The 21,694-nt window shown below is 39.9% G+C and carries 17 protein-coding genes; 14 read left to right on the forward strand and 3 right to left on the reverse strand.

Annotated elements, in window-relative coordinates:
• Positions 1-137 precede the first annotated feature (137 nt).
• From MJZ25_08290 to MJZ25_08300, 3 genes are all read left to right on the forward strand, one after another.
• Positions 138-593 (forward strand): hypothetical protein, encoded by a 456-nt coding sequence (locus tag MJZ25_08290; protein MCQ2124166.1) that lies wholly within the window; start codon positions 138-140, stop codon positions 591-593.
• 364 nt (positions 594-957) lie between these two features.
• A complete protein-coding gene (locus tag MJZ25_08295) occupies positions 958-1,473 on the forward strand; it encodes a metallophosphoesterase (GenBank protein ID MCQ2124167.1) in 516 nt (171 codons plus the stop codon).
• Positions 1,474-1,506: 33 nt separating this feature from the next.
• Positions 1,507-2,643, forward strand: a complete 1,137-nt coding sequence (locus MJZ25_08300; GenBank protein ID MCQ2124168.1) for a Fic family protein — start codon at positions 1,507-1,509, stop codon at positions 2,641-2,643.
• Here the strand turns inward: MJZ25_08300 and MJZ25_08305 are convergent.
• Positions 2,633-2,851: a hypothetical protein gene (locus MJZ25_08305; protein MCQ2124169.1), complete on the reverse strand. Its 219-nt coding sequence runs from the start codon at positions 2,849-2,851 to the stop codon at positions 2,633-2,635. The genes MJZ25_08300 and MJZ25_08305 overlap by 11 nt on opposite strands.
• 231 nt (positions 2,852-3,082) lie before the next feature.
• Here MJZ25_08305 and MJZ25_08310 point away from each other — a divergent pair, with 231 nt between their 5' ends.
• Together MJZ25_08310 and MJZ25_08315 are read left to right on the forward strand one after the other, a co-directional pair.
• Positions 3,083-4,438, forward strand: a complete 1,356-nt coding sequence (locus MJZ25_08310) for a hypothetical protein (protein ID MCQ2124170.1) — start codon at positions 3,083-3,085, stop codon at positions 4,436-4,438.
• Positions 4,439-4,534: 96 nt separating this feature from the next.
• Entirely contained in the window at positions 4,535-4,684 is a 150-nt protein-coding gene (locus MJZ25_08315) for a hypothetical protein (protein MCQ2124171.1), read from the forward strand.
• Between the two features lie 371 nt (positions 4,685-5,055).
• On the opposite strand, the gene MJZ25_08320 is transcribed toward MJZ25_08315, so the two are convergent.
• Both MJZ25_08320 and MJZ25_08325 read right to left on the reverse strand, forming a co-directional pair.
• Positions 5,056-5,685: a GNAT family N-acetyltransferase gene (locus tag MJZ25_08320; protein MCQ2124172.1), complete on the reverse strand. Its 630-nt coding sequence runs from the start codon at positions 5,683-5,685 to the stop codon at positions 5,056-5,058.
• Positions 5,682-5,822, reverse strand: coding sequence for a hypothetical protein (locus MJZ25_08325; protein MCQ2124173.1), 141 nt, complete (start codon positions 5,820-5,822; stop codon positions 5,682-5,684). Before MJZ25_08325 ends, MJZ25_08320 begins: the two co-directional genes overlap by 4 nt.
• A 176-nt stretch (positions 5,823-5,998) precedes the next feature.
• Between MJZ25_08325 and MJZ25_08330 the strand changes: the two genes are divergently transcribed.
• The 9 genes from MJZ25_08330 to MJZ25_08370 all read left to right on the forward strand — a co-directional run bounded on the left by MJZ25_08330 (position 5,999) and on the right by MJZ25_08370 (position 21,645).
• Positions 5,999-6,364, forward strand: coding sequence for a hypothetical protein (locus MJZ25_08330; GenBank protein MCQ2124174.1), 366 nt, complete (start codon positions 5,999-6,001; stop codon positions 6,362-6,364).
• A gap of 75 nt (positions 6,365-6,439) precedes the next feature.
• Positions 6,440-9,670, forward strand: coding sequence for a type I restriction endonuclease (locus tag MJZ25_08335; protein ID MCQ2124175.1), 3,231 nt, complete (start codon positions 6,440-6,442; stop codon positions 9,668-9,670).
• On the forward strand, positions 9,671-11,347 hold the full coding sequence (locus tag MJZ25_08340; protein ID MCQ2124176.1) for a type I restriction-modification system subunit M: 1,677 nt from the start codon (positions 9,671-9,673) through the stop codon (positions 11,345-11,347). It abuts the gene before it with no gap.
• Between the two features lie 41 nt (positions 11,348-11,388).
• On the forward strand, positions 11,389-12,633 hold the full coding sequence (locus MJZ25_08345; GenBank protein ID MCQ2124177.1) for a restriction endonuclease subunit S: 1,245 nt from the start codon (positions 11,389-11,391) through the stop codon (positions 12,631-12,633).
• Position 12,634: 1 nt separating this feature from the next.
• Positions 12,635-14,050 (forward strand): HEPN domain-containing protein, encoded by a 1,416-nt coding sequence (locus MJZ25_08350; protein MCQ2124178.1) that lies wholly within the window; start codon positions 12,635-12,637, stop codon positions 14,048-14,050.
• Positions 14,051-14,087: 37 nt separating this feature from the next.
• Complete coding sequence (locus tag MJZ25_08355; protein MCQ2124179.1) at positions 14,088-16,034, forward strand: DUF262 domain-containing protein; 1,947 nt, start codon at positions 14,088-14,090, stop codon at positions 16,032-16,034.
• Between the two features lies 1 nt (position 16,035).
• Complete coding sequence (locus MJZ25_08360) at positions 16,036-18,540, forward strand: DUF262 domain-containing protein (protein ID MCQ2124180.1); 2,505 nt, start codon at positions 16,036-16,038, stop codon at positions 18,538-18,540.
• A 41-nt stretch (positions 18,541-18,581) separates the two neighbouring features.
• Positions 18,582-21,149, forward strand: coding sequence for a UvrD-helicase domain-containing protein (locus tag MJZ25_08365; protein MCQ2124181.1), 2,568 nt, complete (start codon positions 18,582-18,584; stop codon positions 21,147-21,149).
• A gap of 145 nt (positions 21,150-21,294) precedes the next feature.
• Positions 21,295-21,645, forward strand: coding sequence for an NERD domain-containing protein (locus tag MJZ25_08370; protein MCQ2124182.1), 351 nt, complete (start codon positions 21,295-21,297; stop codon positions 21,643-21,645).
• Positions 21,646-21,694 lie beyond the last annotated feature (49 nt).

The raw sequence follows: 21,694 nt of genomic DNA on the forward strand, positions 1-21,694 counted from the left end.
TAGTTGTCAAGGCTGTCGTTGAAATTTCAGTGCGTTGTTTTGAACATTGTGCCGCAGCTGTCAAGGAAGTTTTTTGTCGCCACGCAAGCGACCTTGCGGCACTCGGGAGTGGTTATCTTTAAATCAAAAAGGAGACCATGATGAAACCAGATAGACTGAACACGCAAAAGCCCAAGGGGCGTACTGTCTTTGAATACAGCAGGGCAGGAGGCTTCCCCTGCAGAAAGGAGGGCTACCTTCTGTACTTTGACGGACGCGTCTACACCGTATTCCAAACCTTTGGCTATACCCCATGCGTGGATAATCCTCGCGACGAGGCGGAACATTACCACCTGATTGCAACCTGCAAGCCCCTGGCCGATGAGGTAAAGAAATTTATCAAGGATAATAAGGCGCGCATCGACGCACTGCCTGCGAAAATGCCGTGCAATTATGGAATTCTTGACGGCTCGAAGGATTACTACAAGTTCCTAAGCAAGAAAACAAGTGGATATATGATTCCCCCTCGAGGGGCCGGCGAGGTCCTTCGTGCCCTACATGACGGAATCATCGCCTTATTCCGCAGGAACGGCGTGGAATTGGGGGAGGAATAGGGCGTTTTCCGTCTTATGTCATCCCCGGCTACCTTTTGCATGTCATCCCCGCGAAGGCGGGGATCTCCTTTTACGAATTATAATTGGTTTTACAAAACCTTTACCTAAGCGCCCTTGCCAATATTCTTGAATAAGCTACTATTCCTCCCGAGCGTTACGGATAGTCTCCTGAACACCTGATGGAAAATCAGGTGTTTTTGTTTTGCAAAAAAATGGTTCAAAATTCAATGGGGAAACTATGCCCTTTTGAAAATTGAACTCAAGAAAACATCTCATGTGCAAAATTTGCACATACCACTCCAGGCCCGAAGAAAAGGAAATAATGGTGGACGTTATCGTGAATTGTTTGTAAGGAGTTTGAAGGATGAAGTATTATTTTATAAGTGACCTGCATGTTGATTTCTACAGCCCCATGACCCGCTCCAGGGAGCCGCTGCAGAATGCCTTTGAACAGATCTATGAGCGGAACTTCTTGCCAGCCGATGCCTGCTGCATTGCGGGGGATATCGCCAACGATTACTTTACGTATGTGGAGTTTTTGAAGTTCATCGCCACGAAATATGCCAAGGTGTATTTGTGCTTTGGCAATCACGACATCATTACAGAGAAAAAGTCTCACTACGGCAAGGACCGTGATTTTTTGACTTCCGAAGAAAAAATTGAATTCTTCTGTAACGAGGCGACAAAAATTCAGAATGTGCATCTGCTTGAAAATCGTGTTGCAGACGGCGTTGCCGGTTGCATGGGCATGAGTGACTTTGAATATAAGCATGTTCCTGGGGCGACTGCGACGCAGAATAAAATGCTTTGGAAATTCTGCTGGTTTGATGGCCGCCATTGGAATTACAAGGGTAACTTTTCTTATATTTCCCTCATATAAACAATCAAGGTACGCATATCGTTCATACGAGCAATGGAAAAGAAAAAGTTTGAACTAGACTTTGACGAATACATTCGTCATACAGAACCAAGTCGGCATGAAATGTCTTCTGCCTGGTCCGCGGCAATTGGCTTGCAGCAGGTCGATGGGCTAACTCCTTCCAAGTACCTTTTTGAGACTGCCCGCCGTAACATCGATGGCGACATTACCATTGACGAAGCTCAGAAACTGATCAACAGTTATTACGAGTTAAAGACTGAACGGAATGACGACGAAGATGATGCCGAAGAGGCTGACAAGGTTTCTGCACGCATCGCAAAAATTCTCAGCGAAAAGTCTTTCAATTTCTCGCCCTCGTACCTGATTGCAATTCACGGAAAACTATTCCAGGGAATCTATAAGTTTGCCGGAAAAATCCGAGACTACGACATTTCTAAAAAGGAATGGGTTCTGAACGGGGCGTCCGTAATGTACGGGGCAGCCTTTGAACTGAAGATGGCCCTGGATTACGACTTTGAGCAGGAACGCAATTTTATCTATGGAGGCTTATCCATGGACCAAATTGTGGAACACCTGGCCTACTTTGTTTCGAGACTGTGGCAAATCCATGCCTTTGGCGAAGGCAATACGAGAACGACTGCTGTATTTACCATCAAGTACTTGCGTTCCTTGGGCTTCAAGGTTTCTAACGACATTTTTGCGAAGAACTCCTGGTATTTCAGAAACGCCCTGGTCCGCGCCAACTATAAGAATCTGCAGAAGGGAATCGATAAAAATCCTGAATTCTTGGAAAAATTCTTCCGAAATATGCTCATGGGCGAACATAATGAACTGAAAAATCGGTTCATGCATGTGGATTTTAAAGGTCAAAAACCAACAATTGACTTCAAAAAACCAACAATTAGTGTTGAAAAACCAACAATTGATGCTAAAAAGGCAAAGATTGAACTAGCTGTGGAAGAATCCTCGTTTAATAAGACCGCCAAAGAAAATTTGGTGAAGTTTATACGGGGAATAGAACTTGATGAAATTTTTGGACATTCTAGGGTCATGGAAGTTGTTGGTTGCGGAGCCTCATCGGCGTCGGCTGCCTTGAAAAAATTGCAAGCCCTCGATTTGATAGAACCTGTTGTGGGCCACGGCAAGGGAAAGTACCGCTTTAAGGAATAGGGCATTCCCATACCGGGCTTCCATCTCCCTCTAAAGGAGACCATGATGGGTAGTTATCAACTTCAAGATCGGGCCATGCTTTACCAAGGGCGAGAAGAACTAGCGAAGTCTTTTTACTATCAATGGGGAACTCAATGCGCAAAGTCTGACGCAGTTCGAAACCCTTGAATACTTCTTTCCAAGTATTTTTTTTCACGGACTGATTCAAACTTCTTGCGAATCTTGAAATCAACTATGTGGACCGTTTCTGCCGCTATCTCTTGGCAAACACCAAGATACCCTTGGAACAGCGCATAGCCTTCGCCAAAAAGCATTCTGTCGGGAATCACCCCATACACAAGAAGCTTTGTTTGTCTGAAAAAAATAGACTTACTTTTTGTAGACAAAATCGTTTTTTTTTTCTTACATTTAACGCGTGATTTTTTTTAAAGGAGTGAGTATGAGTGCTCAATTTGGTAAATATGCAGTAGTTGCATCTGCTGTTATTTTGGGATTGTCTGCTTGCGGAGATGAATCTACCGTATCTGACGGAGGATCTAACGTCTCGATTTTTGACGAGAAGCTTGGTGAATGCAGCGAAAGCAACCAGGGCGCAATGGCCTATGTGACTGATTCCGCTGCCCTGTATTTCTGTGCTGATGGGGAATGGGTTCCCCTGAAGGGCCAGGATGGCGAAGACGGCAAGGATGGTAAGGACGGCGAAAACGGCAAGGATGGTAAGGACGGCAAGAAAGGTGACAAGGGTGATAAGGGCGACAATGGCGACAATGGCGACAACGGCACCAGCTGTACAGCCGAAATCATTAATGAAGGCATCGAAGTTAGCTGCGATGGCGAAGTCCTAGACACCCTCAGGAACGGCAAGAGCGCCTTCGAACTGGCTGAATCCGAATTGTCCTTGGAAGACTGGCTTGCCAGCCTGAAGGGTGATAAGGGCGACAAGGGCGACAACGGTACCAGCTGCAGCATCAGTGACAAAGGCAATGGTGTCGTGAAACTTATCTGCGGTGACAATTACGTCACTCTCAAAGAGCCCTTGTGCGGAAGCACTCCCTATGATCCGGAAAAATGGATTTGCTTTGGCGACGGTGAACTTATTCAAAATACTGCCTCCAGCACAGCAACCTCCAGCGCGGCCGCTCCGATAACCTCCAGCGCATCCTATTCTAGCGAAGCTGCTCCTAGCTCCAGCGCATCCTATTCTAGCGAAGCTGCTCCTAGCTCTAGCGCATCTGTTCCGAGCTCCAGCGCTGCCCCCTGTGAAGAGACTGTTAAGGGTACCTATACCGATACTCGCGATGATCATGAGTACAAGACTGTGACCATCGGTGATCGGACATGGTTTGCTGAAAACATTCAATATCCTGCTTCTTCCGTCAATACAAAAGTACATACTAACGGTGGACAACGGCTTTATTACGGTGCAAATGGTGTTTGCCCTGAGGGTTGGCGTTTGCCGTCGAAGGCTGATTTTGAGGATCTAATCGCTCGTGCCACATGTGGGGGAACCGGCGATCCGTCCGAAGTTTTGAGATCCACGACATGGGACGGAACTGATGAACTGGGATTCAGTGTCGTTCCCACAGGTAATTGTGGATCGTCCGATTGTTGGAATCCTGACAAGTATACGGCATTCTGGACGGCTGATTTGCTGTCATTAATTGGGTCAACAAGTACGTATTCCACCTTGGCTTTTGACTATGCTGATGATGACCCTAATAAAGGAAAAATGTCTTTTACTGAAACTAAGACAGCTTATGCAATATCCATCCGTTGCGTAAAGGATAAAGAATAACTGTTTAATTCTCAAAAGCCCGCTGGTTTTTAGTGCCGGCGGGCTTTTTTTAATGTCATCTTTTTTCATGGGTTCTTGTTCCTTTAATTCCGCTATTTGACCTATATCGCCCGCAGCGCCCGTGAAGATGCCGAAAAGTTCACGGCAGAAACCAAGGGCAAGTGTTTCGGCGACTTCGAAATTCCCAAGAGCGACCTGGAAGAAGACTGGGAATACGAGAAGGAATGTGAGGAAGGGGAGGAATAGGGCGTACCCCTCCTAAGTTTTTTTTACAATAATATGACGTTCGAACAAATTTTTCCTGCGTGTTAATAGTAGGCAGCCTTTTAACATGGAGGAAAAATGGATAAATACAAGCCGCTATATCCGCTTTGATGTTTTGGTGAAGGAGGATGGAGTCAAGGGTGTAGGTCGGGTCTTTGACCTGGAAATCTTCCTTTGCCCTAGGGATATTTTCAATCAGAATCGACCGATTTACGAATTTGAGAATCGTGAAAAATATGATCATAACTTGACTTTAGGTCGCCCGAGGACGGCCTTTTTTTGTCGCCATACAAGCGACCACGCGGCACTCGGGAATGGGTATCTTTGAATTAAAAGGAGGCTATCGTGGATGATTATAGCTTGAGGCTGTTCAGGTCAAAGAACATGGGAACGACCATTTCTTTGTCGTCGCAGAAGGTGCCATCATTTAAAGCTTGCTCAATATCTAGTTCGTCATCGCAGTCTGCAAAAACAAAATCATTCTTTTTATAAAATCTTATAGCCTGCTCAGTTTTGATGGAATTCAAGTATATGAAACGGAAAGCCTCAAATTGAAAACGTCTATCAAGGGATTGTTTCTTTATCCAGTTTAAAATGAAAGAACCTACTCCGCATTTCCGTAGATCCATGTCCACAAAAAGGTAGTCGATTTGTATAGAAGGGAAGGAGTCCCAAGAAGCAGGATCCTTACCTTTGCGGTATTGGGCAGGGACGCACAATGTTGATGCGGCTAGGGTGAAAAATGCAATCGGGCTTTCATTTTCAGCATCAATACATGCAAATGCATTGAAAGAACCGCTCTTTTGTAAATTCAAAAGTTCGCGATTTCCTTCGCTTGACTTCAAAACCAAACGGTCAAAATTCCAGGAACAGTCAAAAAGACTATGGAAATCATTGACTTTAGGGCTGGAAAAACAGCCTCGGACATCTATGGTTTTGAATGTGTTTTCGTTGACAGGTTCTATTTGTAGACGATTACTCATCTCGTGTAATTGGGCAGTTTGACTTCGACTTCCTTCAGCGTTGTTTTTGGCATGCTGTCGGAATGAATACGTTCTACCGCTTCACGATTGGTAATTTTGTTCTGCTGTCGGTTAAGCATTTCGCTAATGGGCTTCATGTCAATACCTCGCTATAAACGGTCTGATGTTTGAATGTAAGAAAGCAGAGGTAACACAATTCTGCACCTAAAATATACTCTCTTGAGCAGTAACTGTCAAGGACATTTTTTGTCGCTTTCTAGGCGACCTTGCGACCTACCCGAAAGGTTATCTTTATGTTCATGAGGAGGCCCTAATGGAAGCCAGAAATCTGCAATTCTGTCTTTACTACAAGGGGGAGGAGGAATGTCCTTACGACCGCAAGTCCCCGGATTACGACAACGACGCCGGATTCGCCTGGATGTCGGAAGCCATTTGCTGCAAGGCCGACGACATGGACGTTGATCGATTCCTGGACTTTATCTGCGCGCACATGGGCAAGTGGGACCCCTACGACTATGTGGACCGATTCAGCCGCTATCTCTTGGCAAACACCAAGATACCCTTGGAACAGCGCATTGCCTTCGCCAAAAAGCATTTTGTCAGGAATCACCCCATACACAAGAAACTGAAGGCTTTGATGCAACCCAAAAAGCCTATTACAAAAAAGACGCGGCCTTGACGACTTCATTTTTAAATTATATTGCCTATATAATACATTCCCACTTGGGTGAATGTTTTTTAGAGTTAGGTAAATATGGCTGGTTTTAACGAATGCACTAGAGTTCAGGTTCCTGCGGCACTCCATTTGTGCCGTTTGGGGTACACTTATTTTGCTGAATACGGCGAAGGAACTCCAGTAGGCAAACTTGATAAGAATAATAACGTTCTTACCGATGAATTCCTTAAGGCTCTTGCTCGTTTGAACCCGGATCAAAAGCCTCATGATCTTCAAATTTTTGCAAAGTTTGCTTTGAGTAAGCTTGGAAGTGACGACCTTGGTCGAGAATTTTACCAAGTTCTCTCTTCTAATTCAGGAATCAAGCTGATTGACTTTGAAAATCCAGAAAATAATAGTTGGCTTGTCACTACAGAACTTACTTGCGAAAATCAGGAAACAGGGGACAGTTTCCGTCCTGATGTCACCTGTTTTGTGAATGGATTACCCTTGGCTTTTATAGAGGTAAAAAAGCCGAATAATGCAGAAGGTGTTGTTGCTGAGCAAAATCGCACTAACCAAAAGCGCTTGCCTAACAAAAGCTTTAGACGTTTTCTAAACATCACCCAGTTGATGATTTTTAGTAACAACCAGGAATACGATAATACCAACCGAGTTCCTGTTCAGGGCGCATTTTATGCATGCATTGGCAAAGAAAAAGCTTTTTTCAATGTATTCCGCGAAGAAGATGAAAAGTTTGGACCCAAGTATCCATATCAAGATGTTTCAGAAGATACTGAAAAACTGATTCTTAAGCATAGAAATTGCCTTTCTCTCAAGTGCCATCCTGAGTATGTCACAAACTGCAAGGTGACTACTCCTACAAACCGAATTCTGACTTCGCTGCTGAGTAGGGAACGTTTCTTGTTCTTACTTCGCTATGGCTTCGCCTATGTGGAAAAGACTATCGAAAAAGAAAATGGCGAAAAGATTAAGGTTCTAGAAAAGCACGTCATGCGTTATCAACAGCTTTTCGCATCTTATGCAATCCGTAAAAAACTGGATGAAGGTGTAAAGAGCGGCATTATTTGGCATACGCAGGGGTCTGGTAAAACGGCTTTGGCATATTACTCTGTAAAGAGTCTTACGGATTATTTTGCAAAGAAGTCTGTTCCAGCAAAGTTCTATTTCATTGTGGACCGTATTGACTTGATGGAACAAGCCTGCGAAGAGTTTCAGGCTCGAGGTCTTGTTGTGCAGACTGTTGAAGACCGTGCCCAGCTTATGGCCGATATCAAGAATACGGAGCTGGTAAAGAGCGCCGAAGGCAAGTTGGAAATCACTGTGGTGAATATCCAGAAGTTTGCCGAAGATAAAGCTCCAGTAGATATCTCTGCAGGCTACAATACCAAATTGCAAAGAGTTTTCTTTATTGATGAAGCTCATCGAGGCTACAATCCCGAAGGTGCTTTCCTGGCTAATCTTTTGAGTGCGGACAAGCACGCTGTTAAACTCGCCCTTACCGGCACACCACTACTTCGAGAAGAACGTGAATCCTGGCGTGTATTTGGCGATTATATTCACACGTACTATTACGACAAGTCCATTGCCGATGGTTACACCCTTAAGTTAATGCGTGAGCCTATAGAAACCCACTACAAAGAGACTTTGCAGGGTATTCTTGATGAACTTGAACATAATTCGACAAGTCAGATTCAGGTAAAAAAGAGCGACATTGATAAAGACACCATCATTGAGCATCCGAAGTATTTGAATGCATTGCTGGATTATATCATCGATGATTTTACGTCGTTCCGTGTAGAATGTGGAGATAAGTCTATCGGAGCCATGATTGTTTGCAAAACCAACGAACAGGCTCGTCAGCTTTACAGTCTTTGGAATGAACGATACGATTTTGCAGTAAGCGTTATTGACAAAAAGAAAGAAGAAATTGCAACCATGGCTGCTGATAAGCTGATGCATTACAACGCTTCTTTCTTTGAAAAGCCTTTGAAGGCGTCGTTGATCCTTCATGATGAAGGCGACAAAAAGGAACGTAAAGAATACATTGTTGATTACAAAAAGAACATGACAACAGACTTTTTGATTGTTAACAAAATGCTCCTTACCGGTTTTGATGCCAGTCGTTTGAAGAAACTATATCTTGGCCGTAAGCTTGATGGTCATGATTTGTTGCAGGCTTTGACTCGTGTTAACCGCCCGTACAAGGATTTCAAGTATGGCTATGTGGTGGATTTTGTAGATATCAAGGAAAACTTTGATTCTACCAACGACCGCTACTTACGAGAATTGAATAAAACCACGGAAGACATTGATCAAGATATTCCTGCAAATCCTGGTCTGGTGATTATTGAAAATCCCGAAGAAGTCAAGCAGCAGATTAAGGAATTGACCAACTTCTTGTGGAATTTCCCTACAGAAAATTATGAGGAATTCCGTCAAGTCATTGATGAAATTGATGACAAGGAACCGTTGTACCATCTTCGTAAAATCCTTGAAGACGCTAAGGGCCTTGGCAATAGAATCCGTTCTAGTGGCAACGAAGAACTTCAGGACAAGTACAAGAACATGCTGCCTGGCGGCATTCCTGTTTTGCTGCGTGAAGTAGATCGACGCATTGCGACTATTAACTTCAAGGAAGGCAATGACCATAGTGAAGATGTGTCTGGCATGATCAATTCTATTCTTGATAGCCTTGACTTTGAATTCCGTAAGGGCATTTCAGAAGAGCTCAAGATTATCATTAATAGTCTCAAGGAAGAAGCCGAAAAGGTTCGTGCTGAATTTGATGCAAACTTCGATAAAAAGGAAGACAAGTTCGTCAATCTTATCGAAGAATTCAAGAAATACTTTAGAGAACACGGCTACATTCCCAAGGACAAGACCGAAGCCGAAGACAGTATTTTCTACTTGAAAGATGTAATGTCTAAAATCAAGGAAATCAATCGCAAGAATCGTGTGTTAAAGGCTCACTACAAAGATGATGAACGTTTTGTTCGTGTTCACAAGCGAATTGTTGAAGAAAATGCCAAGCGAATTCAAGGCGACAAAAAAGAAAAACCCTTGCTTTCTAAAGATGAATTTGAAATTCAGAAGAGCCTTATTGAAATCAAGAGTTCTGCAGACGATCTCTTTGAAAAGAATCCTGGCATCGTCGAAAACGAAGATAAACTTCGTAAGGATATTTTGGGCAGTGTAAGCCACAAATTCATGGATCTTGATTTAATTGCAAGTCTAGATGATCGAAAATTCATTAGCAATCTGATTTCTAATGAATATATCAATCAGTATAATAGTTATGGAGTGTAAATGAATACCGAAGAACTTAAAGCTAAAACCATTGCACTTATTGACGCACTTAAGAGTACTACAGGTGCATACGGTCTTGCAAATGGTGGTAACGAGTATAAGATTATCACCGAGATATTTCTCTACAAGTTCTTTAATGATAAGTTTGCCTTCGAAGCAAAGAATCAAAAGACTCCATACAAAAAGCGTCTAAGTAAAGCTGAAAAGTGGGATGTTGAATACGACTCCTTTACTGATGAAGAGGTGGAGGATTTATTCTCTTACATGGGTGGGGGAGTTCCCTTAATCAAACCTCATCAGACTTTAAGCCATTTATACAACGCCTCTACACAGGGCGATTTCTCGGCTTTACTGGATTCCACTTTGGTGGATATTGCAACCTTCAATCAAGATCAGTTCTCCGTGGTGACATCGGGAAAGGCAAAGGTGAATATTTTTGCTGCAGTTACCCCCTATGTTACTGACATCGGTAAGCGAGATGCTTTTGCCAAGGCTTTGGTGAAGAACATTGCCGAATTTAACTTTGAAGAAGTTTTCAATGAAAAGTACGACTTCTTTAGCGGCATTTTTGAATACTTGATTAAGGATTACAACAATGCCGGTGGCGGCAAGTATGCTGAATACTTCACCCCGCGAGCCATTGCACAAGTGATGTCTCAGCTTTTGGTGGATCCAGAAGTTGAATACAAGGGTGCAACCTGTTATGACCCCAGTGCTGGTACTGGAACGCTCCTTATGGCACTTGCGCACCAGGTGGGCGAGGACCGTTGTTCCATTTACAGCCAGGATATTTCGGATAAGTCCAGCGAAATGCTGCGATTGAACTTGATTCTGAATAATTTGGTAGGTAGCTTGCCCAATGTGGTTCAGGGAAACACCCTTTTGGAGCCTGCCCATGTTGAAAAAGATGGCTGTCTCAAGAAGTTTGACTTTGTGGTAAGTAATCCGCCGTTCAAATTAGACTTCCCTGAATATTCCGATACCCTAGCAGCAGACAGTGTTCGCTTTTGGGCTGGTATTCCCAATAAGGTGAAGAATATTGACCCAAACAAGCCCAAGATGGCCATTTACACTTGCTTTATTCAGCATGTGATTAACTCTATAAAACCTGATGGCAAGGGTGCTATTGTTATTCCAACAGGCTTTTTAACAAGTAAACCGCCCAAAAAGGGACAAGGGAAAAAGAGTGTTGAATATAAAATACTTGAACACTTAACGGATAAACATATTATTAATGGTGTTGTCAGCATGCCTGGCAATGTGTTTGCAAACACCCCTACTAATGTTTCCGTATTGTTCTTCGATAAATCTCTCAAGAAGGACTCCGATAAGGTTATTCTGATTGATGCCAGCAAACTTGGCGAGGAATACAAGGAAGGCAATAATCAGAAGCGTCGTTTACGCCCTGAGGAAATCGAAAAGATTGTAACTACCTTCCGTAAAAAGAAAAATGTAGAAAATTTTTCTGTTGCCGTAAGCTACAAGGATATCAAGGAAAAAGGCTACAGTCTAAGTGCTGGCCAATATTTTGATATCAAGGTGGAATACGTAGAGATTACGCCAGAGGAATTCAAGGCCAAGATAAAGGGCTTTGCCAAGGAACTGGAAACCCTTTCTGCCCAAGGACTAGAACTTGACAATCAAATTCTCAAGAACCTTAAAGGAATGAAAATTTAAGTGTCCTTTGAGTGATTAACACTTAACAATAGAGAATTTGTATGGCTGTGGAAATGAAAAAATATCGTTTGGCTGATATTGCGGAAATTGTGATCAGCAGTGTAGATAAAAAGACGAAACCGGGTGAAAAAATTGTAAGACTTTGCAATTTTACGGATGTTTACCACAATTGGGCTATCAAGCAATCTGACTACGATTCTTTTATGGTGGCATCGGCTAGCGATAGTAATATAAACAAGCTTTCTTTGAAGAAAGGTTTTGTCGCCTTTACCAAGGATAGTGAAACTCGTGATGACATCGGTATTTCTACTTACATTGCAGATGATTTTGAAGATGTCGTTCTTGGCTACCATTGCGCCTTGGCGAAACCAAATGAAGATATTGTGTATGGCAAGTATCTGAATGCATTTATGAGCTCTGATTACATCAAAAAATATTTCGAGTTGAATGCAACCGGAAGTGGAATGCGCTTTACACTTGCTGTATCTACGATGGAAGACATGCCAATCATGCTGCCGAGTATGAAGGTTCAAAAGAAAGTCGGTGATATGCTTTCTGACTTTGATAGACGCATTGAAAATCTTCGTGCTCAGAATCGCGTGTTGGAACAAACCGCCAAGACAATCTACGACTACACCTTCCTCCAATGCGCGGGGAAGGAAAAGGTCTACAATAAAGTCCTTAATCGGAATATTCCTGTAGATTGGGAAGTGAAGAAACTAGGTGATTTGGTTGATGTAAATTGTTCAACTGCTAAAAAAAATGAATTTAATGAAATTCTTTATTTAGAAACATCAGGCGTTTTTGAAAATACAATTGAAGAGGTATCTTTTCAAAAATATGCGGATGCTCCAAGTCGAGCGAAACGAAAGGTCAAAGATCGAACTATTGTGTACTCAACGGTTCGTCCGGAACAGCGTCATTTTGGAATCTTATTAAAACCTCCTTCTAACTTAATAGTTTCAACGGGTTTTGTTACTATTGATGCTAAAGAAAATGTTGGGGATATTTCATTTTATCTTTATTCATTTTTATCTCAAGAAAGTACTATACAGTATTTGAGCACGATTGCCGCGAATAGTGTTTCTTCATACCCATCAATAAATCCATCTGATATTGAAAGTTTACTTGTTGTTTATCCAGATTTTGATACTCTGGAAATATTTAATAGTATAATTACGCCAATCTTCCAAAAACGATTGTTAAACTCCAAACAAATCGAATCCTTGACCACCCAACGCAACGCCCTCCTCCCGCTCCTCATGACCGGCCAAATCGAGGTGTAATGTGAGTATTTCTGATGCGATTAATAAGATTAATCAGGTCCGTATCGTAAAAAAAATAAAACAGGCTGTTGGCTTTTTTGTTGGACAACAAAAGTTGTTTTCTCAATACGATTCTATAGAAGATTTTGTTTGTAAAAATAAGGATTCGTCTAAAGAAACTGCTTTTATGAATAGTTTGGATACAATAATTGATCCTGTATCCAAGATCCTTGTTTCGGAACAGTGTTATATATCGTTAAATTATATTGCCGATTTTTGTTATGATTACTTAACGAAAAATGCAGGAGCCACACCTCTTCACTCCTCAAATAATATTTACAATAACATTGCGTCTTTTTTATCAAAGTTTTATTGTGGTTCCCCGGATTTTCTCATTTTTCCGATACGAGGTTGGGGCTATGTTAATGACGATTTTCTGTTCTTTTGGAAGAAACAGCGAGTGAAGTTTTTTTATGAAAAAAACTTGAAATGTGCGTTATTTCCACAAACAAATAGTTTTAAAAAAACAGAAACCGTTATAAATTCGTATTTAAAGAATTTTAATATTTCTGATATAAATGTTGAACAATACAGTTTTAATGATGTTTACAAATGGATTGCCTATAATCCGATTCTCGTCATACCAATATTAAGAAAACCAAGTAGTGTGTACGATGGCTATAAGTATATCCTATTTGAATTGAAAATGACTGTTTATACACTTACTTTAATTTCTGCATTGATGAAAAAGAAATTAAGTGGTAACATCATTTCGTCTACAAGAATAAATAATTTTGAAACATGGGATTATAAGCATTTTCTATCTCTAACAAATTTATCTGCAAAAAAATCTGATTTGATGTCTGTACCCTTCAACATTCGGGCTAACGAATTATTCGCTTTAACAGAATTAAATTTTGAGTATGCTACAAAGTGGTCTGTTGTTAGCCGCAATGCATATGCCGATGTCATTCGGTGTATGGATTTTCTAAAGAAAAAACGCTTGCAAGCATCTTTGAACTTGTTTGAAGAAAGTTTTTGTGAAAAAATAATTCAGTCTTTAAAATTTTATCATTTAAGTTTTTCATATCAACTCAAAGAAGAAGATGCTGCACTGAATTTGGCGATAGCGATAGAATCGCTATGTGTAGATAAATATGAAAAAGGAAATACAGATCGTTTGTATCGTCATATAAGAAAATTTTTGACCCATACTACTTTTGTAAAAACATTGAAAGCAAGAGAAGAATTGAAAGTTCTGTATGCTGCTCGCTGTGAGGTTGCACACTCAGCAAAACTTCAAAAAAAGGTAGATATTGATGTTTGTAGACTTGCTTACATAGGTATTTTTTTGAAGATTATGCGTAATTGGAATCACCTCGATTTCAAAACAGAATTTACTTTGAAAAAATTTGCTGAATCTATACCTTGTCGGTAGATTCACTGTGGTTTATTACGAGCAAATAAGAGGCTTTATGTCTGTAATTAACGAAACTCAAGTATCTCTTAAATCTATCGCTGATATAAGCGAAATGAATGTGTCATTCTTTATTGACGCCTATCAGCGTGGTTACAGATGGACTCCAGTAGAAGTACGAGATCTATTAGAAGATGTTCGTGAGTTTAGCCACTGTAAGAAAGACGAAAAATCATTTTATTGCCTTCAACCCATAATTGTTACAAAAAATGAAGGTGGAGCATATAAGGTTATTGATGGACAACAGCGCCTAACCACGATATTCCTTATTTACGTTTTTTACCGAGCTATAGCCAGTCGATTTGCTCCTGAAGTGATGCCTTTTGAATTGCATTATAACGGAAAAGAACGTCTTGAAACATGTCTTAATGAATTGCTTGAGAAATCTTACGGAGATGCGGTTTCCGTTGATGATAACATGTCGGATTACGAGAGTGATATAGACTGTCATTATATTCTCGATGCCTATAAATACGTATGTGATTATTTTCAGAACCTATATAAAGATGTACATATTCGCGGTGATGTAAACGAAATTAAAAAGATTCTTGATAATGGTTTAAAAGTTATTTGGTATGAGATTCTAAACTGTGACCAACAAAAGGAAATTGATGTCTTTACCAAAATAAATATGGGTAAAATTCCGCTCACCAATGCGGAATTAATTAAAGCTCTTTTACTGCGAAAAAATGCAGATTTGTCAAAAGATCTTGAATCAACTCAAATGAACATTTCTGTAAAATGGGATGAAATAGAGTCAAAATTGATGGAAAAATCATTCTGGAGTTTTCTTGTAAACGATCGAGAACATCGTTATGCAACAAGGATTGATTTTATTTTCCAGGTGATGGCAAGAGATATAAACGATCGCATCCTTAAAAATGCTGATGAGGAATATCCAAATGAAGAACGATTTACGGTTGACTTTGAAGGTGTGAATAAAGATAAATACGCCTTCTATGTATTCAGCAATTATGTTCGTTATTTGGAGAAGGATAAATCTGTTGGATATGTCAAATGCATTTGGGATGAAGTCTGTGAATATTATCGAATGTTTAAGGACTGGTTCCAAAATGTGCATTGGTATCACAAAATTGGACTTATAGTTTGTTGTGCTGAATCAGACAATATTGATGTCATTTTAAAACTCTCTAAGCTATATCGTAATGAACACGATCAAGGTATTGGCCATAAAAGATACTTCGAACAACAACTTATTGCAGAAGTAAAACAACTGATTTTTGGTGATGAAAAAGCAGACGAGTCTGACATTGAATCCTGTGTAGAATCTTTAGATTATGATAATTCGGATGGCGTAAGGAAGGTCTTGCTTTTGTACAATATTGCATGGCTTGAATTATGCAAGGAAAATGGACGTTTCCCATTTGAAAAATACAAAGATGAAGAAATATCATGGGACATAGAGCATATTAACGCAGTTGCTGATGGTATGCCGACCAATGGTAGAAATGACTCCGAAGATAATGATCGCCTTATTTGGTTAAAAAACTTAAAGGTCTTACCAGAATTAAATGAAATATGCTTAGAAGATGGCAGAAATGCTGCGACTTTGCTTTCTGATATAGAATCAAAGAAACTTTATTTGGATAAAAATCAACCAGGTGCGGATGATTTCAAAAAACTTTATGAAGCTGTGATTAAATATTTTGAAGATTTTGAGGGAACAGATAATTCAATCGCAAATTTGACTTTGCTAGATTCCGGAACAAATCGTTCTTACAGAAATGCAGTATTCCCGATAAAACGTCAAACAATATTGGAAAACAGTATGAAGGATGTTTTCATTCCTCTTTGTACAAAAAAAGTCTTTATGAAGGCTTTTGTTGGATCCAAAAATCTTCTAAGATGGCATTCGGACGATAAAAATGCGTACAAAAAGGATTTGATTGATTGCATCTCTAAGTATTTAAGTGAGGTTTTATAGTATGAGTGCAGAAATGATTTGCATGCCTGAAGCAACGGAAAAAAGTTTTTGGGAAATTCTCAATAAAACCTCAGATGGCTTTAACATCTATATACCTAGAATTCAAAGAGATTATGCCCAAGGCCGAATGGATGAGACTTCATCTCATATTAGAGATAATTTCTTAAATGACATTTTTGAGTCTCTTGTTAATCCGAAAAAAATACTGGACATTAACTTTATCTATGGGAATGTTGAAGAAGAAAGATTTATTCCTATTGATGGTCAGCAGCGATTAACAACGCTTTTTTTACTGCATTGGTATTTTGCACAATACTCAAAGAAAATTGCAGATTCAGAAGTAAAGAAGAGATTGGGATTTTTCCAGTATGAAACTCGACATGTAACCGGAAAGTTCTGCAGTAACCTTGTTGAAAAAGTTGTTTTGTTGTTAGATGATGTTTCGGATACATTTAAAATATCTGATGAAATCCGAAACTACTACTGGTTCTTTTCGGATTTTGAAAATGATTCTTCCATCAAGTCTATGCTCGTGATGCTTGATGCCATCCATGAAAAGGCACAAAATACAATAAAAAAAGGTTATGACTTGCACGGCGTATTCGACTTGCTAACATCCGAGGATGCTCCAATTCGCTTCCTTTATCTTAATATAAATGATATTGGTTTGACGGATAACATTTATATTAAAATGAACGCTCGCGGAAAGGCTCTCACTCATTTTGAAAATTTTAAAGCTCAGCTTAGCAATTTTTTAGTGCAAGATAGTGAATCTTTAAGAGATTCTTTCTTGGGTAAGGTGAATGGAATTTGGTCTGAATTCTTTTGGAATCCAGAATTTCGTAAGAAAAGTATAGATCCGGTAACAGGTAAAGAATTCATTGAGACGAATTACGATGCTCACATGATGAAATTTTTTCGATTTGCCATGTTCATGGATTATGTGGTAAATCTGGAAGATGAGGCTGTAAGATCCGCTCAAAAAAATATTCGCGATGTACTTAAAACGTTGACTGAAGAAACTGATGCTCGTTTTACTTCAAGACTATTTAAAGATGCTTTTGCCGATATCGGTCCTATAAAATCGTCTAAACCGGTACTATCTTGCGAAACTTTCAAAAGAATAGAACGCCTCCTTGATATTTTGGTTTATAGAAAAAAGACCACTTCTGATATACATTTTGCAAATGTAAATGAAATTGGCATTTCTTATGTAGATGAGAAAAAATCATTCTTGCGGTTGATTGGCTCCTTAGACGAAAAACGTGCACAATCTAATGAGGAAATTCTTGTTCTTTTTGCAGAATACCAATTTCTGCTAAAATATTCGAACCCTGATGGTTCTTTCGATAAAGAGTTTGAATTGAATAGATTACTTCGAGTTGTCCATAACTTAATAAAGCCAACGTTAAATTTGCAGATGGACGTATTCTTTGCGATGGCTCGAAGTATATATCAAGTGATTGAAGCTGGTAAAACTCTTGATATATACGAATTCTTTGCATCATTGAAAAAAGAAGATCATGGTCTTTATCGTTTTACTGCATTTACCACAGAACAAGTTGTTGAAGAATCAATCAAGTCAAAATTGATAAAGAATAGTAAAGAATGGCGTGACGCAATATATGAAGCAGAAAAAGGATTCCTAGGAGGGAATCTCAGCATGCTATTTGATTTCTCAGGAATTTGGGAAATCAATGAAAATGGCCTTTTAAACAAAATCCTGTCCGAGGAAATGTCTAACCAGGAATGTTTTGACAAATTCTTATCATACTATAAAAAGTTCAATTTATTCTTTGATAAGAATGGCGAAAAGGTTGAAATTGCGGAAAATTCTTTATTTAAAAGAGCGTTACTTTGCTATGGTGGTCCCGATAGCTATATGCTTCCTTCCAATAAACCTATTCAAAGTTTCCTGGTGGATAGTGATCGCGACCATGGTTTTGGTCGTCTCTTCAGGGACCGTAATGGCAATAAGAGATCGTTCTTTAAAGAATTAATGGACAGCGTTGATTCAGAGAAAGAAATTATCCCTCAGCTTGAAGCTATCGTTGGTAGTAAGTCTTTTGATGAAAATGAACGTTGGAAGGTTTATTTCGTTAAGGAAGCTAGAATCTTAAATAGTCTTCACGGTCAATCAAGTGATAGAGACGGCAAGAGTATTTTTGAAATTCCAAAACGTTTTATTCGCAGAAACAATAATGATGATATCTTACTGTTGACTAAAATGCAAACTAGCTCTATAAATAGAGAACTTTATTCTTATGTTCTTTATTTGCTTGCTTGCGATAAAAAAGTCGACATCCACTATCATGCAGAATCAACAGATGGTGCTGTTAAGTACGCCTATTACACAAATAAACAGAATCAAGAAATCAGAATCTTATATAAAAGAAAAGATGATGAGAATGGTTACGTTTTTGTTGCCGAACATGATGGAAGTATAGTGATGTGGTATCAGGATATCACGCTGATGCTAGATTACGTTGTAAAGACTGCGAAGTAGTTTAGGAGATGATTCCGTTATCTCATTGAAGTAAGGTTGATATGTTCTCCTTCATCCGTAATTTCTTTGCTAAACGTCATGCTCTCGCTGCAGAACGTGAGCAGTTGTGTCGTGGCATTATAGAACGGATTGAATTAGCCGAAAAAGAACGCAAGGGTCTGAAGGAGAATGCCGACGTCTATACGGCTTGGCTAGAATCTAATAAGCCTCTTTGGCAAGATATATTTGTTTTATCAAAGAAAGAGCTTAAGAAATGCCCAAGCTTTAAAGCTATGGAAGCGTCAATTGACTCATATCTCAGAATATATGAGGAAACAAGGTGCTTACCTCTAGCGGAACTCGCTGAAATCTGCATATCCAGCGTATTTGATATGTTTAACGATTCTTTCAGGTATTGTACTCATGAAGATCTTGCTTATTGGCGTAAATCGAATAAAGAAGCATTAGATAATCTTAAAAAATATACTCCGGACAAATTCCTGCAAAATCCTCACTATTTAAAATATAAGAAGGTGTGGGAGGAACTTTTTGAGGTTACAGCATCTCTCAAAGAACGCAAGAAAATTCATAATCTGTTGGTATATTCAAATCGCAAGACTGAGGCACCAAAGGTTATTGGTGGCGTAAACGGCCATCCATTAGATAATCAGCAAATAGATGCTGTTATCAAGGAATACCCGAACCAGTTGATTCTGGCTGGCGCGGGAACCGGAAAGACAACGACTATCGTAGGGAAGGTCAAGTATCTCCTGAAGAAGGGTTTTTATCAGCCGGAAGATATTTTGTTGCTGTCTTTTACTGAAAAATCGGCTAGGGACATGAATGAGCAAATTAAGGCGAATATTGATTTGCCTATCACGGCGAGTACATTTCATGCCCTGGGAAATAAGATTCTCGGCTCTGTTGATGGAAAGAAGGCTGTATTTCTGGATGTTTCCAACTTTGTCATGGATCAGCTGCGCCAAAAGCTTAATGATAAGGATTATACGGATCATCTGGTTAAATACCTGGTATTTGATCCAACGAAGTCCAAAAGTAGGGATGATTTCGACAATCCAGAGGATTACAAACGATTTTCGAAAGAAAATCCTCCCAAGACCTTGAATGGAATTGCGGTCAAAAGTTACGGTGAACTGGATATCGCGAATTTCCTATTCCAAAACCAGGTGAAGTTTCAATACGAGGAACCCTATAGGCTTCCAACGGCTACTGCTGAACGTAGGCAATATCAGCCGGATTTCTATTTACCCGACTATGATATCTATATTGAATATTTCGGTATAAATAGGAAGGGGCGAGTGTCTGATAAGTTCAAGGAAAGGGACGGTAAATCTGCTAGCCAGGCATACATGGATAGCATGATTTGGAAACGACAGACTCATAGGCTGAATAATACGAAACTGGTGGAGTGCTTTGCCTATGAAAAATTTGAGGGTAACCTTTTGGAGTGCCTAAAGAATCGTCTTGCAAAGATGGGCGTCGAATTCAAGCCGATGCCAAGCTGTGAACTATGGGCTTTGTTGCAGGATCAGCATGATTCCAGTCAAGTGATGAAATGCATTACTTCGTTGTTTTCGACAATGATTAACCACACAAAGGCCAATAACTTCACCTTGGAAAAGCTTCGTTCTTTGAATGCTCAGCTGTCAAATGTCTTGGAACGAAAGAATAATAACGATATCATTGATCTCTTTGAACCGATTTTTGGAGCGTATCTTGAAATGCTTGCCTCCAAGAACATGATTGATTTCAATGATATGATAAATGATGCTGCGAAAGTCATTCGCGAGGGTAAATTCCAGAATCCTTATAAGTTCGTAATTGTTGACGAATACCAAGATATTTCTAAACCTCGATTCAATTTGCTGAAGGCTTTGCGGGCTTCATCGGATTATAAGCTTTTTTGTGTTGGAGATGATTGGCAGAGCATCTACCGATTTGCAGGCAGTGATGTGAATTATATTTTGAAATTTGATCAGTTCTGGGGCAAGACGGATGTGGGGAAGATTGAAACCACTTATAGATTCCCTCAGAGGCTTATTGAAGCAAGTGGCTCCTTCGTCATGAAAAATCCCACTCAAGTAAAAAAATCCTTAAAGACGATGTCCCAGAATCAAGATTATGTGCTAGGGGTTGGACTGTGGAACTGGCGATTTAATGAAATGCCGAAGGGCAGTTCTGTATTATTCCTTGGGCGTTATAAAGATGATATCCGCGTTATGACCAATTTCATCAAGGAAATAGAAATCCATGATGGAGGCAAGATTACGCTTCGTGGCCGAGAGGATTTGGACATCAAATTTATGACAGTCCATGCTTCCAAAGGGCTTCAGGCGGATTATGTATTCATTCTGAACAACAAGAATGGTCGTAAAGGATTCCCCAGCAATATTGGCGATGCTTCTATTATGCAGTTGTTCCTAGATACTTCGGAAGAATTCCCTTATGCAGAAGAACGGCGACTCTATTATGTGGCTATGACACGAGCAAAAAAGAAAGTGTTCTTTGTTCCGCCTTCAAAAAAGAGTGACTATTCCTCATTTTACTCGGAAATCCTGGAAAAATATGAAAAAGAAATGGATGCTGAGTATTCCGGAAGGAAGGTTTAAATCGTGCAATATACTTTCACGAATTGCGATCATTACTAATCCAACATTCTGAGTTGAGTAAAAGAAGACTTAGCTGCAATTTAGAATAGAAATAGCTCCAAATAATTTCCTCATTTGCTTTTGAAAATGTATAATAAGTAAAGCTATGTCCATTCTAGAAACGATTTTCAATAAATATTTTGGTCCCGTCCTGGTGAAAGAGGGGAGTGATGCAGAAGATTTCATCGCTAAGATGAGAGCCCTGTCCGACAAGTCTTCCGGTAAGTTGAAGGATAAAATTGACCGTCAGATCGTTGCTGCCGATGCGGGCTTGTTTGGGGAACGGCAGGTTGCCTACGAGCTGAAGAACAGCGGCATGGACATGCTGATTGCTCACGATGTGAACATCGAGAAGAACGGACTTTCCGCCCAGATTGATTATCTGGTGGTGACCCGCAAACACACGTTCGTCATTGAATGCAAGAATCTTTATGGCAACGTTGAAATTGACGGGTAGTGTCAAGGGTTTTTCGCAAAAATAGTTTGTTCCAACATCAGATTCTAGG

The sequence above is a fragment of the Fibrobacter sp. genome, from assembly GCA_024399065.1.
GTDB lineage: Bacteria > Fibrobacterota > Fibrobacteria > Fibrobacterales > Fibrobacteraceae > Fibrobacter.